Genomic DNA, 16168 nt, shown 5'->3' with positions numbered 1-16168 from the left:
CATCCCTCGTTTCCCTAAACAGCATACAATACAGAACATCTGCCTTTTTGAATGCACGCTGAGTCACAACATGGATTATCTATTCACCCCTGCAACTCAGGCTCGACTCAATAGTGGCAACCTCGTACAGCCTGCTGTCAAAACAGGAAAATTGCTCCCTGCTGCTAGAGATCCGGTGACAGGGGAGTTTGTGGAGATCGCAAAAATCTTTTATCAATCAACAAGTGGAACTCTATCCGATCGCGGAGTTATAGGATTGCTCGCACAGTTAGCCGGAGGTGGCCCCATACAGCCGCTGGTAGCTGCCGTGTACGTGACACTGGCGCCGTTGCAGGTGGCTCACACTCACCAGGGGTTTCAAAAAATATACAGAATGCTTAACTGTCTGAAAATTAATTTGGCAGTTATGCAAGCGACTGCTGCTGTCATTGGTATTGGCACTGTATCGAACACAGTTTTGTCCGCAGTAAACCTCAACCAAGTATTAAAAATTCGAGAAGAGGCAAAGCACCAGAAGCTAAAAATTAAAGACGGATTTATCGATCTCAGACACATCCTCAAAGATAGGGGAGTAGAGGTAATCCAGCAGATTTTTAAGGTGGCTCACGACTCTAGTTTTGAAATGCACCGCCAGAAACTGGTTAACGGTTACGAGATTTTTTCTAAAGCTATTAAACGCTGTCAGTCAGCCCTAACAGTGCCAGATATTAAACTTCGGAATTACGAAATTAATAGCGGGCGGGATATGCTGTTTGAGGCTTTAAAAATTTATGATAATCCTAGTTTGTTGGAGGGGCTGTGTTCTGCCGGACAGCTCAGGCAAATGGAATGTGTTTGGGCGATCGAGCAGGCGATCGGCGTTACGTTTCACTTGCAGCGCGCCTACGATATGGTGAGCGATCGCCTGCTGGAACTCCAATCAAAAATTCGTCAAAATCTTCTAACTGTTGTTAAAGGATGTCAATCCGAACCAGAACTAGATTTTTTATTTCCTGAAGTTACTAGGATTCTCGGTCATGATTTAAGTGTAATAGAATTTTGGCAAAATGAGGTTAATTGGATGCAAACTTTGTCTCCAAAAGAGCAGCACCAGTTAGCTAGTTTAGATAAACTTACCGGCGATAGTTTAAAAAGCAGCGTGTACACTACATTCGCGGTATTAGCTGCGGAAGCTTCCCTTTATGAAACTTTAAAGCAAAAGTCTCACTTTCTCTCTTTGCGCGACCAGCTAACCTTCGCTTTGTCGCCGGAAATCCGCCGGGGATACGAAGTTTATATCAGCCAGCAGGCGATCGCTACTGGCTATCCAGCTTTAGCGGCCTCGAATTGGCAAGAAATATCCGATTTAACTGTGGCTAACCTCTACCACTTTTTTCAAATCCGAGAGGAATCCCCTGAAAATTATCCAACTGAGGACGAATTAGAAACGCCTTATTGGCACTTTCCCAAAACCTTAAAAAACGAGCTTAATCTTAGCAATTAAATGACAGGTGACAATTACCTCAGCCACAACTTAATAGTATTGTCTTTAGAACCGCTAGCAATAGTTTTGCCATCGGGACTAAAAGTCACCACATAAACCTCATCGGAATGTCCCGTCAAAGTATTCAGCAATTCTCCGGTAGCAAAATCCCAAACTTTAATAGTTTTATCCTTGCTTCCGCTTGCAATAAACTTCCCGTCCGGGCTGATAGCAACCGAGACAATATCGTCAGAATGTCCCTGGATAGAGCGAATTAAATCTCCAGTTTCGATATTCCAGATTTTAATACTTTCATCGTAGGAACCGCTAACAATTGTCTTGCCGTCTGGGCTAACAGCAATCGACCTCACGGGGTCGCCGTGTCCCTCAATGGTTTTGAGCAACGCCCCTGTTGCGACATCAACAACTGTAATTTTTTTATCCTTAGAAGCGCTAACCAAACTTTTTCCATCTGGAGTGAAAGCAACAGAATAAACAAAATCTGTATGGTCTGGAAAACTCTGAATCAAACGACCAGTTGCTGCATCCGAAATCTTTGTGGTTTTGTCTCCGCTACCGCTAGCGACAAGCTGTCCGTTAGGGCTGAGAGCGACAGACCAAACAGAAGCAGTGTGGTCGAGACTGCGAATCACTTGCCCTGTTTTCAAATCCCACAGCATGACTCGCCAAAAACCGGTTCCAGTCGCCAGTTTCGTACCGCTTGAGTCAAAAGCAACCGACCAAATAGTGGAAGAATCTCCTGGAAAAGTGCGGATCGACTTGCCTGTAGCTAAATCCCAAATTTGGATGGTTTTGTCTTTAGAACCGCTGGCTAACATTAAGCCGTCTGGACTGAAAGCAACAGACCCAACGGCATCTGAATGCTGAGCGAAATTTTTGACTTTGGCGTTCTTCCACCGCAGACCTGCTTGGCACTGTTCCTGTAACTCCTGAGCGGACGCATAGCGGCTGGAAGTATCGGCAATTGTTGGTATTTGGCTGATGCAGTCTTCATAATTACTGCCTTTATAAAGAGCTTCAATTTGATTGAGCTGTTGGGATTCTTTCTGGACTCGCTGCTGCCCTTCTTGCCACTTGAGATATCCGTAAACTCCGCCGATCGCAGCTAAGAGAGCCGCAATTGTTGCCCCGGCAAGATAAGGATTGAATTTGCGAGTTTCTTTGGGGACAAGTGCTGCTGGGCTGGCGATCCTCTCCGTTGGCGCAGCCCCCGTAGGGGCGGGCTGCGCTAACGAGAAATCGGTTTTTCCGTTCAGATTTACCTGCGAGGATACCGCCGGACTTGCCTGCAATTCAAGGTGAGGGGCGCTACTGGCTGGTGGCAGATTGGGGTTGCGGTGTCCCTCCAAAACTGTGGATATCGCCTTGTACAATTTAGCAAATAAAGATTTAGGAATGACTAATTCTTCGATTTTTGCGGCATCTTCGTCGGTAAGCCCTAAAACTTGCTGCAAGCGTTTTAACTCCTCGCGAGTTTCCTGAGAAAAGGGATATTCTTGCTGCATTGCTTCTTGCAGTGATTGTTCGTAGCGTTCGCCTTTTTGCCTGTATTTTCGGTAAGGGTTCAATACCTCATCTTCGATCGCCTCTGCTTCTTCTGGCAGCAATTCCAAACTGACGCGCAGTTCATCTAATATTCTCCGACCGACGACTGTAATATCACCCCGGCTGCTGCTGCGCCGATCGACTTCTTCGCGATATATTGTTAGCTTGGGAATCCGCGCCCGCGAGCGATCGCCAATTTTCCTCAAATCGGCTAAAGCTTCCGCCGCCGACTGGTATCTCTCCCGAAAATCGTAGCGCACCATATTATCCAAAACATCGGCCAGCGCTTGGGAACACGTGGCTAAATGCCGCCAAACAATTTCGCCTTTATTAGAATTTTTCAAATCCCGCAGTTTCGGCAAATCGTAAGCCGGCAAACCCGTCATTGCTTGGATGCCAATCATTCCCAAAGCGTAGATATCGCTGTTGAGTTGCGGGTTGTATTGAAATTGTTCGATCGGCATATATTCCAGAGTGCCAATCCGCACAGTTACCGGCGCTTGTCTTTGAGCGATGTGAATTTCTTTCACCGAGCCAAAGTCAATTAAAACTAACTTGTTGTCTGAATAGCGGCGGATTAAATTTGCCGGTTTAATATCTCGGTGAATTACTCCCTGGCCGTGTACAAACACTAAAATTTCTAACAGTTCCTTCAGCAAAGGAATCATTTTTTCTTCAGTTAGAGGCTTGCCCGGTACAATCTCGGTTGATAGCGAGTGGCCGGCAACAAAGGATTCAACTAAGAAAAATTCTTCATTTTCTTCAAAATAAGCGAATAGCTGAGGAATTTGGTCGTGTTGACCGAGCTTTTCTAAAACTTCTGCTTCTTTTTGAAAAAGACGGCGCGTAGTATTAATTAATTTCGGTTCGGTGGTACCGGGACGCAGGTGCTTGACAAAGCACTGCGGTTCTCCCGGACGGCGAATATCTTTGGCAAGATATGTTTGTCCAAATTCTCCTGTTTCTATGACTTCAATGATTTGATAGCGTCCATCTAAAAGTTGGCTCACCATGATAATAACGCAGCCTTTTTTTGGTTGATTTTCGCCAGAAACAGTTGCACTGTTGAGTCAGTTGTATAGCCTTTTTCAGGTAAATTAGGTGTTCCTGGGCATTGGCAAAACAGGGCATTGGGCATTGGCAAAACAGGGCATTTGGTATTCGGAATAGTTTTTTCTTTCCTTCTTCTTTCTTTCCTTCTTCTTTCTTTCCTTCTTCCGACTTCCATCGGACTTCTTCCCTCTTCCTTCTTTCCTTCTGACTTCTGACTTGTGACTTCTGACTGAGATATTGCACCATTCTCAATTACTTGTTTAGGAACAGGCAAGATGCCTGTTCCACAAGAAAAATCATTCTTTGTGGAACGGGCATCTTGCCCGTTCTTGACAATGGTGCAATATCTCAGTTCTGACATACTTTATTTTTTCAACATCTGCAAAGCTTGATATCCCAAAAAGAAAAAACCCAAAGCGCCGAGTACCGCTATCGTGTTCGCAAACACATCGACTGTAAAAAATTCGCCCATTGCAATCTCCTCTGACAACTGATATCTATCCTCGGCTTTTCGGTCGCTGTCTGGGTGAGGGGTCTTGCCCCTCGCTGCGGGCGAGCCGAAAGATGCTCACAAATTATAGCAAAAGAGGCGGTCAAAATAACTTTTCGGGCAATCGACTAGCTTTTTGTTTTAATATTTTTTAATATTTACGGAGACAAATCGTGTACCGAAAATTTGAGGTCTGTTCGCTTTGATATTGTTAACCCTGCTAATTTTTTCTCTGATTGTAAGTAGAGCTTACACTAAGAATTTGCGCCGCTCGGTCAAAAATGCGCCTCGAACCGACAGAAATTCCGCGAGGCCCTCACCGGAATCGGCCGCGTAGTTTCCTAAAGTTTCGGTAATCGTACCAGCATACAACGAGGCAGAGAATATTCGGGATTGCGCGATCGCCATGAGGGAGAGTACACCGCTGTCTGTGGACAACTTAGAAGTTTTAATTGTAGACTATCGATCGACAGACGACACCAAGGCGATCGGGCAAACCCTGCAACAGCGTCTCAACGACCCCCAGCTTAAAATATTAGCAGGTCAGCCGCGACCAAGCAACCAATATTGAGCGGGCCAAAACTAGGCCTGCGCCCAAGCTATTCAAATAGCAACCGGAGACTTCTTATTATTTATCGATGCCGACGTGCGACTCAAACCAGGGGCGATCGAAACCGCTATTGCAACAGCATAAACCGAGAAAATAGACTTATTCACCTGTATGCCAGCGCTGGGAAAGTGAGTGTTTTGCCGAGTGGTTAGTGCAGCCGATAATCTTCAATCACCTAGCAGTTTGCTACGACTTCACCGCCGTCAACCATCCGGCAACAGACAGTGCTTTTGCGGGCGGGCAGTTCATGTTATTTAGGCGATCGGCTTACGAAAAAATTGGCGGTCACGAAGCAGTTGCCGGGGAAATTGTGGAAAATGTGGAATTAGCTAGACGCATCAAACGTGCGGGTTTAAAGCTCGGACTTTATTCCGGGTCAAATTTGGTATCCGTGCGGATGTATCGGTCTTGGAGCGCATTGTGGGAAGGCTGGACAAAGAATTTGTATCTCGGCGCTAACCGCAGTTGGGGGTTGATGGTTTACATGGCTGCAATTATGTTCTTTATTTATCCTATGCCGTGGATAGGATTATTCATTATTCTGAAACAAATAATTTCCGTCTTCCCTCTTTCTTCTTCCGTCTTCTCTCTTACTTCTTCCTTCTTCCTTCTTCCTTCTTAGTAATAATCGTAATTTGGCAGCATTACAATTTGCGCCGCTTGGGTGCCGAGATTTCTGAATGTCCGACGAGATACTGGTAGTTGGGAGGTTTCGGAGGTGTGCTAGTGGCTGCGATGGCGATCGGTTCTGCGATTAAAACTGAAACCGGTTGGGGATGGACTTGGCGCGGTAGAACTTTGCAAATTAAGAGTTAATTAAGACTTGCATAGGGGCAGGCAAGATGCCCACCCCACAAAAAATTAACTCCTTGTGGAACAGGCATATTGCCTGTTCTTAAAAAGCATCTAAAATGTGATTTATAGAAGACATAAGGCAGAGCTAATCATAACATCCGTTACATCCGTTACAGAATCCGTTGCCGAACTTCCGCGTATACAAAAGCAGGTACGCGCTTGTAAGCAGGCGTGCCCGATCGCTTTTCAATCTCCGGGTGAAAAATCACATTCACTTCAGGATAAAACATCAAAGCAGCACCCTCACGAACCGCCCCGTAAATCACCTCGACATTTTCCATTTTCCCGACATTTCCCTGCACCGTAACCCGCTGATGTTCTTGAAAACCCGTGCTTTCTGCATCCGCACGATTCATCAAAATGCAGTTGCGGTGCGGCATTCCCCGGTACTTGTCATCAATTTTGTAAACCACAGTATTGTGCTGAGAATAGCTGCGTCCCGTCATCAATGCCACAACAATACCCTGTGTTGATTCCGATCCTCCAAACTCTTTCGCTTCGGGTAACTTCAGCTTAGGTAAAGGCGCGACAAACATCTTAGCTTTCCCAGAATCAGTAGGGAATTTAGGTTCCGTAAAAATGCGACCGCCGATGGTGAATTCCTCTTTTGTTTCATCGATTGTTGCCATTTTTTCAAACCCAGGAATGGTTTTAGCAATCAATTGCCGAACGTATTTTGTGTCTTGAAGTCTGCGCCAATCAACAGGATAAGTACCGTGAATTCTGCTGGCTAATTCCGTCAAGAAATACACTTCAGGAATCAAATCCGAATTAGTGAGATGAGTTTCACCCTCATCATTTAAACGCACAAAGTTATTCCCCGATTCCACCGTTGTTTTGTGGGGATTTTCAAAGCGATTCAGTACAGGAATCACAATTGTATTGTGCTTTGCCAATCCGTGAAAATGCCCTAAATTCGGTTTGGTTGCGAGGTAAATAACGGTTTCAACATTGCTTAAAGCGCATTTTGCCTGCGTTGAATCTGGATTCGCCCCGTACAAATTACCGCCCAGACAAATCAGCGTATCGACTTTGCCTGCATCTGCTGCTTCAATGAGCGATCGAGTTTCGTAACCCTTAACGCGGCTGAGGGGACGCCCTAACAACTTTTCGAGAGCGGCCTGGATTTCTTTTTTCAGCTTCACAGTGACGCCCATAGAGCCGAATCCTTGGACGTTTGAGTGTCCTCTGACGGGCATTAATCCCGCCCCTTCTTTGCCGACATTTCCCGTCATCAAGGCAGTGTTAGCAATGCTAAAAACATTATCTACGCCGTTATCGTGTTGGGTAATTCCCATCGCCCAACCGAATACAACTCGCTTTGAAGTGCCGATGATTTTGGCTGCCACCTCAATTTCTGCTTGGGAAACTCCGCAGGTTTTAGTAATAGTTTCCCAATCGGTTTCGCGGGCGTGCTGGACTACTGCTTCCCAGCCTTCTGTATAGGCTTGCAAGTATTTTTCATCCAGCAATCCTTGTTCGATTATAGACTTTTGAATGCCCACAAATAGTGCCGTATCGCTGCCAGGAATTGGTTGCAAGTATAGCGAGGAAATATCGGAACCGGGGATGAGCGACTTGACGGGAAATGCCGGAGAACCAAACTTGACTAATCCGATTTCCATCACCGGATTGATTACAATGATTTTACCGCCTTTGTCGCGAATTTTAATTAATTCGTTCATGAAGCGGGGATGGTTGTAGGCAGAATTCGCACCCGCGAGCACGACGCAATCTGCTTGCTTTAAGTTTTCTAGACTCACTATCGAGGTGCGAGTGGCAAACATTTCGCTTAAGCCAGTTGTCGAGGGAGCGTGGCAGAGATCGGAACAATCTGCTAAGTTATTGGAACCCATCGCTCTCATCATCAATTGCAGCAGAAAAGCCGCTTCGTTGGAAGAGCGGCCGGAACTGTAAGATGCTACTCGTTCCGGGGTTTTGCGAAAAGCAGCTTCGGCAATTTGATAAACTTCTTCCCAAGAAATGCGATCGTAATGAGATGAACCAGCCCGCAAAATCATCGGAAAACTCAGCCTTCCCAACCTGTCGGCTTCCATTGAAGTTAATTGCTGAAGTTCTGCAATACTCTTCTTTTCAAAAAATTCAGTTGAGATAGCCGGCTTGATTTCAGCGGAGATTGCTTCGACGCTTTTCATGCAGCGCTGAAGTTTTTCGCCCTCTTCATTTGTAAAACCTCCTTTCTGCCCGCCAGTGCCCCAAGAACATGACAAACAAGCACTTTTGTGCAGCAAAGTTTTCCAAAGTTTCGGCCCTTCCGGGGACAATGTATGTTTTGCCCAATATTCTATTACGGGCAAACCGCCACCTATCTCTGGTGTTTCCTCGTTTGTCTCGTTGAATGGCGGGATTGGTTGGACATTTTGGGAGTTGACATCCATGCGGTTTACCTTTTGTTGGAATTGCGGATTAATGCGGCGGGCGAACCGCCAAAGGAGTTAAGTTTATTACGGAAATTTTAGCGCAAAGTTAAAGCCAAAAACACCAGTCAACAGATAGATACTTTAATCTAAATTAAACTCTAGGTTAGCAGTCATGAAGAGAATTCTTTCTTCATCGGCAGAGAGAGAAATGAATTCCTCACTACAAACAAGGTTTACTTCCTCTTATTTAACGCCTGCTTCCCAAACCCCAGACACAGCAGCCGATCGCCCTCAGCAACATTCGGGTCATTCTGCAAATAATCTCCCAACCACTCGCAACTGCGAGCAATGATATTATTCAGTTCCAAATTCTCCACAGGCAACAGAATTACATTCCTATCCCTACTAGCAAAAGCCAGAGTTTTGCTGTCAGAACTAAAAGTAACGCTCAACACCCGATCGCTCGATTCCAAAGTCTTAGATAGCAGCGCCTTCTTGCCGTCAAAATCCCAAAGTTTAACAGTATTTCCCCCACTCGCCGCCGCAATCAATTTGCCATCTGGACTAAAACTCACGCTTTCTACAGTATCGCTGTGGTCGAGTTTTTCAGTTAAATTAACTGCCTCGCCATCAAACCCCCACAAGTAAACTTTTTTGTCAGCGCAAGCAGCAGCAATAGTCTTACCGTCGGGACTGAAACTAACATTTTTAACGCTGTCCCGGTGGTCGAGAGTTTTCAGAATTTTCGCCGACGAACCGTTAAATTGCCACAGGTAAACTCTCTTTTCTCCGGTAATTTCAAAAGCCTTTTTCTTCCCGCTTGCCTTGTCCTCAGCAGCGGTAGCAGTAGCAATAGTTTTGCCGTCGGGACTGAAGCTAACGCTAATTACTGGATTGCTGTGATCGAGTTTTGCAAGCAAAGTTGCTTTAGAACCGTTCCAGCGCCAGAGGTACAATTTGCGATCTGCATTGGCGGCGGCAATTATCTTTCCGTCTGGACTAAAACTCACGCTTCTGACAATGCCACTGTGGCTGAGAGTATCTAACAGTTTGCCGTTTAAACTCCAGACTTTCACTGTTTTGTCATCGCTCGCCGAAGCAACAGTTTTATCATCAGGCGAAATGCTCACCCAGGTAACAGAATCCTTGTGACCTTCTAAGATTTTGAATAAACTGCCGTCATCCCGCCAAAGTCTCACGGTTTTGTCCCCGCTAGCAGAAGCAATTGTTTTGCTATCAGCGCTAAAACTGACTTTGTAAACCCAGTCTCCGTGTCCCGATAAAATCTTATTCAGCGGAGTGCTGTCCGGTTTCCAAATTTTCACTATTTTGTCCTTACTTGCGGAAGCAATAGTGCCGTCCCCGCTGAAACTTACGGCTCTTACGTCGTCTTGATGTCCTCGAAAAGTGTTGAGCAAAGTGCCGCTGCGACTCCAAACTTTCACCGTATCGTCTGCACTGCCGGTGACAATTTTTTTGCCGTCGCGACTGAAACTCGCGCTGACAACTTCATCGTTGTGTCCTTTGAGAGTTCTGATTTCCTCACCGTTTCGATTCCAAATTTTAGCTGTCGTGTCGGCACTTGCTGAAACGAGTTCTCGGCCGTTTGGACTGAACTTAATGCTGTACACAATGTCAGAATGTTTGGTTAATGTTTTGGGATTAATTGTAAATTTCTGGGTTTTAGTTTCTCGGTTCCAAAGTTTGACAGTTTTGTCAACACTTGCTGAGGCAATTGTTTGGCCGTCGGGGCTGAAACTGACGCCCAGCACCCAGTCTTTGTGTCCGGTTAAGGTTTGCAGCAATTTTTTGTTCGCCAGGTTCCAGATTTTGACGGTGTTGTCGTGACTGGCAGAAGCTAGGGTTTTGCCGTCAGGACTGAAACTGACGCTGGTGACGATATCGCGGTGGCCGGATAAAATGCCACTCGCACTTTTGTCGTTATCTACTTGCCAAATTCTAATTGTGCGATCGGCACAACCAGTAGCGATCGTTTTCCCATCAGGACTAAAACTAACACTCGTCACGCTATCTGGGTGATTGAAAGTTTTTAATAACTTACCTTCTTTGGTCCACAATTTAACAGTTTTGTCAGCACTTGCCGAAGCAACTGAATTGCCGTCGGGACTGAGACTCACATCCAAAACAAACTTGCTGTGCTGCTCGAAACGGTTGCGTTCTTGCACCCCGGAAACTGCTTGTCTGAGTCTTTCAGCAATTTGATTTTTAGTCTCCACAGGCAGCGCTGTACTTTTCTGAGAATCACGAGCAATTTTGATACTATTTTCCAACACTCCTAATTGATTTTTTTCATTAGAAAGCACCAAAGCTTCCGACGCAGAATTTAGGGCATCAGTCCGACTTTTTTCTGCTTCTTGCCGTGCGCTTTCTGCTAATTTTGCTTGCTCGAATGCCATCCCTGAAACACCTGCGAGTACAAGCACTCCTAAAACCGCCGCCCGCAATTGCCATCTCCGAGTTTGGTAAAGTTGAGCTTCCGCTTGGTACTGTTTGTCTCTAGCTTCCGACAGCAAAGCATCTTGCTCTCTGTCTTTGCGAATTTGTTCAATTTCATCTCGGTTAATTTGGTTTTGCTTTCGCAGTTCCTCAAATTCTGCCTTTTGATCTAATTCTTGCTGCTGGCGAATGAAGCTAACTAAATAATCGTGAACGAGCTGATAAAGCTCTGCCGGTAGTTCCGTCCATCGAAAAACTAAACCTGAGTTTACTAACAGTTCTAAGACTAAATCTAATTTATCAGCTTCGGCAAACGTCGCTAAATTTGAGGCTAATTCGGCGCGGGTTTTTAGGGGACGGATCTCCTCTTCATCTGTCAGCAAATACAAAACTCGGCGCGCCGCTACTTCATTTTCCGGGCCGCAATCTTTGATGACTTCTTCGAGAAACCTTTCTACTAATTTTTGTTGCGGATTGTTGCCGAGTTCCTGATATTGACTTAAAGTTCTAATGTTCTCTTGTTGCAGTTGAGCGCCGACAAGTTGTAGTTCGATCGGGCGGACTTCTCCCAATTCTCCAGCTAGATCTTTGACTAATTCTTCGATCAGATCCGGTTCTAAGTAAAACTGCGCTCGTTCAGTTAAAGTGCGAATTACCGATCGCGCATCGACCAGCGAAAAATTTCCCAAATAAAACAGAATGTTTTTGCTGAGAATGTCCTCCAAAATATCATTGTTAACGAATCCTGTCTGGTTTTTGGGTCGGGAGAATTCCAGCAAATAGTGCAGGTAATCTTCCCGCAAGCACAGGACGACTTTTAAATATTTGATTTTCAAGCATTCCCGCAAAAAATCAAAAAATATTTGTCTTTCCGCTGGCTCTTTCCACACGAAAAAAAATTCTTCAAATTGGTCAAATATCAGAACAGTCACTAAATGTTCGGAATTTATTTGCAGCTCCTTGAGAATATTTTCGTATTCGATCGCCTGTTGTTGTATGATTAATTCTACTGGCTGTGACTGCTCCCTTTGCTCCTCATTATTCCCAGTCGAGCCACTGTGAAATCCCGAAATAACATTTCCCTTGACTGCACCTGCTTCTACTGGAAAATCTACCGGAGAAATTTCTGGTACTGCTTCGGTAATTTCCGGATCGAATATTTCAGCTTTCCCAGCAGATAACTGTCTGGTCAATTCCCGCGGCCAGTTGTTATAAACTTGCAGCACTACGGGCAAAACAGTCCGCATTTCTATTTTTTTTTGTTTGAGAGCTGGTACTAATCCTCCCGTGACTATTGAACTTTTGCCAACTCCAGACTGACCGTAAATTACTGTCAGTTTGTCTGGGGTATTGTTCATCCTATATATCAAGCGGTTGAGGTCTTGCTCTCTGCCGGAAGCTGTAATTTCGTCAGCAATAGTAGCCGCGTTTGCAATAGTTTCGGCGACGGAATTAACCGCTTCTCTGTGCGGCTGCAACTTTCCGGCTCCAATAAAAGCTCGGAACCGATACGTGTGTTCCACCGCTCGATAATCTTGCTTAATTTGAAATGCTTCGAGATATTCTCCCCGCTGAAAATATAGAGATCGCAGCATTTCTAAAACCCTCAAATACAGTTGCGGGTTGTAGCAAGGTTCGGTTTCCAAGCGAGCAAGCTCTAAATGTGCGATCGCCTCCTCCATTTCCCCCAACTGACTCTGGGCCTCTGCTAAAATTAACAGATATAAGCCTAGATGCTGCGACTTTATAGGGGTACCCTGTCCCGTCGCTTCTAAATTTGAGTTGAGAACGTCTAGAGCGATTAAAGCCCATTCTTTCGCCCCTTGCCAGTTCTTTTGCTCTAAGGCTACTCTAGCCAAAAAGCCGTAATCTTGAGCCAAATTAACTGCTGAATTTTCCATATTTTCATGTAACCTCCGAGCTTTGATAGCTAAATTCCAGAGTGCATCCCAATCTTCTAAATATTGCAATACTTCGCCAAGTTGATTGATGAATATACCAACGGCATCCGGCCGTCCCGCCCGTTCTAAAACATCAATACATTCCTGAAAATAATTCTTAGCTTCCGTCCAGTAAGGACGGTTGCCGCTGCGGTGTTGTTCTGCTTGGAAGCGGTAGCAAAGACCGATGTGGAATAGCAGAATTCCCTCTAACACGGGGGCAGGATGAACGGTAAATAACAAATTGCTAAATTCGGTTTTTTGTCCAATAAACGCTACTTGATGCTTCCAAAAACTGAGACTTTTTTGATAAAATTCAATAGCCGCAGGGATGCGGTGACAAGCATATTCGTGCCTACCGCGAATAAATTGCAAACTCGCTTCAATAGCTGGTTCTAACCTGATGTTGCAAGTTTGCAAGTCTTGGCTAGCCGACTCTAGTTCACTCAAAGAATTGGCTCCGAGAATGGCAGAATTAGTTAAACGCCAATTGCCACTTTCCAAAATGTTGGAAAAAATGCGATCGGCACTTTTGCCCAGAAAATCCACCAAGTCGTCGGGCCCAATCACAAATTCCACACTTGTCGTCCAAGTTTCGATATCTGTTACTAACCGAATCAGTTTTTTTAAGATTTTGTCTGTCACCCACAGCACCACCGGGAAGGGAAAATTATTCCGAAATTCTTCCCTCACGTAGTTGGTAGAAGTCAGCAGTCGATCGATCGCACTTACCGATTCCAATCCAAACACCATTAAAGCTGCCGGATGGCTGCAGGAAAGTTTGGTTTCTATTGTCGTGTAAAGAGTTTTAACAGATGGCGGGAGGACAATTTCTTGAATCTCGATATCAGACTGCTCCCGCAATTGCCTTACAATTTCCTCTCTCATCGCACTGTAATTGCACCGCACCAAAATCAGCGAAAATTGCCCCTGAGACATCGAGAGAGTCCGGGTGAGAGTTTGCAGCGAACTTTTGTTTTGCTGTGCTGCGGTGTCTTGCTGGCAGTGCGAATTAATCATAATTAATATTTGAAAATTTTTCTCAGGATAGGTGCTGTAAACTGTCGAAAAAAGGAAGTTCGGCAACGGATTATTTAACGGATGTAACGGATGGCAGTTCGGCAACGGATTATTTAACGGATGTAACGGATGGCAGTTCGGCAACGGATTATTTAACGGATGTAACGGATGTAACGGATGTCAGGAATCGACGGCAGGGGAAAGTGTAATTAAGAACATCCTAACCGTTTTGGCGGTTGCTTTAAGTTTACTTTTACCCGTTTTTACGTTTGCCAATCACAGCGAAGAATCACATGATTAATTTTATTTCTGCCCTTTTGGGCGATTTCCAATCACTGGGAAATATCAATTAGTTAAGTTTCTTTCAGCCTGCATACTTATTATGTTAGCCGATCGCATTAAAGCATACCCAAAAAAATACATACTCTGTTATTCGCATATTCCCAGCAAAATCAACCGGATTTTACTTCAATCTTGATAATTGCTTAAATTCTACCCAGTAAAAGAGTCTTTCTTGGCATGGCTCCCAGCCATCGCCCAAATCGCGCAAATCCGATTCAGTTATTCGCATATCGCTGAAATCCGGCATTCCTTGCTTGACTGACCCCTTGCAGCACTGAGATAAACTATCGGCGGTGGCTCATCAATTACAGCTTGAAGATTTTTTGTCATAAATTTACTAATCTCCATATCTAAAGTAGCTGCAAAATCAGGTTCATCCCAATCCTCGCTTTCTTCAATGCTGATGGTTGTTGGGAACCCAATATCAACATCTAGCTCATCGCCAAAATCCGCAACTTTCTTAATTGGATCTATTTTCTGACCGGGCTCAGTGGCAAAAGCTTCAGTTGTATTGGCTATTAGTACGAGCGGCAGTGCTACTAGGGCACTTATTGTTTGTCGCGCCGTGATTTTCCTCATGGTATTCTCCTGGTATAAACTCAACTTTGGTGCTGCTATACATTCAACATCTGCGGCTACTTTAGAGCGCTGTCAGTCGATTTTAGATTTTAGATTTTAGATTTATTCCATAGATGAATCAGAGAGCTTGAACTATGGTCTAAAATTGTGGGGTACTTACCTCTATGGCAGTTCACAAGTATCCGTTTTTGAGCAGAGTCATTAATTAATAGTGGCTTGTTTTTCCACAGACTCTAACCTTATCTGTGACTCTTCGCGGCAGGTTTGCTTAACTGAGCATATCCGGTCAACTGTTTGCCTTTCTATTTACTACGTGAAAACTCTTAAACAGTCAGGTTTTCCCGTTAAGTAATTCTCCAGCCTTTGCGAGTGTTCATCTCAGACTCAAAGCAAAGTGGGTGAGAAGTTCGATCGCACACCAGTTTTCGCACTCCCGCGCTGCCACCAGCAAGCTGATGGGTCATACCACAGCCGCCGGATATCTGTCAATACTTATATCTTAACATTTCTACGTTTTTGGATGATTTTCGTTACCAGGCTCTTCCTGGTAACGCAGCTCGACGAGGCAGAGCCTCCAGCCAAGTCGAAAAGGGTCCTATTTCGTCAAGCCGTGTTCGAGAGCGAAGCGAACCAACTCAGTACGGCTGTTAGTACCCGTCTTGCTAAACAAACGGCTGACGTACTTTTCTACATTACGCACGCTAGTTTCCAACCGGCGGGCAATTTCCTTATTCATCAAACCTTGAGCAACCAAATCCAAGACACTTTGTTCTCGCGGAGTCAAATCAATTTTAATCGGCGAAGGACTTTGGGCGATCGAACTCCGCCCACTCAGCAAAGACTCAATTCTAGCCATTTGGCTTGTCAAAGCAGCAATATCTGGACTTTCAGCATTTTCGCTCGTCTCCTTAGCAGCCGCGCGGCGGGCAAGCAAATTGGTTACTATTGCTACTAATTCGTCGGGATCGAAGGGCTTAGAAAGATAAGCATCGCAGCCTGCTTGATAGCCTTGAATACGATCGCTCGTCATCCCCTTAGCCGTCAAAAACACCACCGGCAAAGCCTTATAGCGAGGATCTTCCCGCACTTGCTTGAGAAATTGATAACCGTCCACCTGGGGCATCATAATGTCTGAAATCACCAAATCGGGATTGTACTGCTGCAAGAGTTCCCACCCATCGCGAGCATTACTGGCCACCTCAACCGCAAAATCGCTATCTTCCAAATAAGCTTGTACTGCTTCCCGCAAGCCCGGTTCATCATCTACCAATAATAATCGTGCTGACATAGTTGTTACCTTTACGCTTTACCACTATTTTTTAATTTAGCCGCATTTAAGTCTTATTGTCACTCCATCCCTCGAAGGAAGTTAAAAACTTGTTGCCCAACTCAAGAGCTTTGAGTTAAGTTTTG

8 protein-coding genes and 1 pseudogene are annotated in these 16168 nt (G+C 45.0%); 3 read left to right on the top strand and 6 right to left on the bottom strand.

All coding sequences use genetic code 11. The features are described 5' to 3' along the window. Positions 1-70: 70 nt before the first annotated feature. The gene (locus QUA23_RS09930) at positions 71-1483 is read left to right on the top strand and encodes a hypothetical protein (protein WP_333075512.1); all 1413 of its coding nucleotides are present in this window, start codon (positions 71-73) and stop codon (positions 1481-1483) included. A 14-nt stretch (positions 1484-1497) separates the two neighbouring features. Here QUA23_RS09930 and QUA23_RS09925 read toward each other — a convergent pair whose 3' ends face one another. Both QUA23_RS09925 and QUA23_RS09920 read right to left on the bottom strand, forming a co-directional pair. Further along, on the bottom strand, positions 1498-4041 hold the full coding sequence (locus tag QUA23_RS09925; protein WP_333075514.1) for a protein kinase domain-containing protein: 2544 nt from the start codon (positions 4039-4041) through the stop codon (positions 1498-1500). Further along, positions 4035-4442 carry a hypothetical protein gene (locus QUA23_RS09920; protein ID WP_333075515.1) on the bottom strand — a complete coding sequence of 136 codons (408 nt, stop codon included), beginning with the start codon at positions 4440-4442 and terminating at the stop codon, positions 4035-4037. The genes QUA23_RS09925 and QUA23_RS09920 overlap by 7 nt, the downstream gene beginning before the upstream one ends. 535 nt (positions 4443-4977) lie before the next feature. Between QUA23_RS09920 and QUA23_RS09915 the strand changes: the two are divergent. Together QUA23_RS09915 and QUA23_RS09910 are read left to right on the top strand one after the other, a co-directional pair. Beyond that, a pseudogene (locus QUA23_RS09915) lies at positions 4978-5265 on the top strand (glycosyltransferase). Between the two features lie 67 nt (positions 5266-5332). After that, positions 5333-5803, top strand: coding sequence for a glycosyltransferase (locus QUA23_RS09910; RefSeq protein ID WP_333075516.1), 471 nt, complete (start codon positions 5333-5335; stop codon positions 5801-5803). A gap of 343 nt (positions 5804-6146) precedes the next feature. Here QUA23_RS09910 and QUA23_RS09905 read toward each other — a convergent pair whose 3' ends face one another. The 4 genes from QUA23_RS09905 to QUA23_RS09890 form a co-directional block, all read right to left on the bottom strand. After that, complete coding sequence (locus QUA23_RS09905; protein ID WP_333075517.1) at positions 6147-8435, bottom strand: FdhF/YdeP family oxidoreductase; 2289 nt, start codon at positions 8433-8435, stop codon at positions 6147-6149. Between the two features lie 215 nt (positions 8436-8650). After that, complete coding sequence (locus tag QUA23_RS09900; protein WP_333075519.1) at positions 8651-13834, bottom strand: WD40 domain-containing protein; 5184 nt, start codon at positions 13832-13834, stop codon at positions 8651-8653. A gap of 561 nt (positions 13835-14395) precedes the next feature. Beyond that, positions 14396-14755, bottom strand: a complete 360-nt coding sequence (locus QUA23_RS09895; protein WP_333075520.1) for a hypothetical protein — start codon at positions 14753-14755, stop codon at positions 14396-14398. Between the two features lie 595 nt (positions 14756-15350). Further along, positions 15351-16043 carry a response regulator transcription factor gene (locus QUA23_RS09890; protein WP_333038110.1) on the bottom strand — a complete coding sequence of 231 codons (693 nt, stop codon included), beginning with the start codon at positions 16041-16043 and terminating at the stop codon, positions 15351-15353. Between the last annotated feature and the right edge of the window lie 125 nt (positions 16044-16168).

Source organism: Microcoleus sp. Pol1C5, assembly GCF_036701115.1.
Classification (GTDB): Bacteria; Cyanobacteriota; Cyanobacteriia; order Cyanobacteriales; family Microcoleaceae; genus Microcoleus.
This window is presented reverse-complemented; position numbering and strand designations above follow the sequence as displayed.

Bases quoted from the DNA above. Each gene is read 5' to 3' on its own strand.
- QUA23_RS09930 (WP_333075512.1), top strand. From the start codon at position 71: ATGGATTATCTATTCACCCCTGCAACTCAGGCTCGACTCAATAGTGGC.
- QUA23_RS09925 (WP_333075514.1), bottom strand. From the start codon at position 4,041: ATGGTGAGCCAACTTTTAGATGGACGCTATCAAATCATTGAAGTCATA.
- QUA23_RS09920 (WP_333075515.1), bottom strand. From the start codon at position 4,442: ATGTCAGAACTGAGATATTGCACCATTGTCAAGAACGGGCAAGATGCC.
- QUA23_RS09905 (WP_333075517.1), bottom strand. From the start codon at position 8,435: ATGGATGTCAACTCCCAAAATGTCCAACCAATCCCGCCATTCAACGAG.
- QUA23_RS09900 (WP_333075519.1), bottom strand. From the start codon at position 13,834: ATGATTAATTCGCACTGCCAGCAAGACACCGCAGCACAGCAAAACAAA.
- QUA23_RS09895 (WP_333075520.1), bottom strand. From the start codon at position 14,755: ATGAGGAAAATCACGGCGCGACAAACAATAAGTGCCCTAGTAGCACTG.
- QUA23_RS09890 (WP_333038110.1), bottom strand. From the start codon at position 16,043: ATGTCAGCACGATTATTATTGGTAGATGATGAACCGGGCTTGCGGGAA.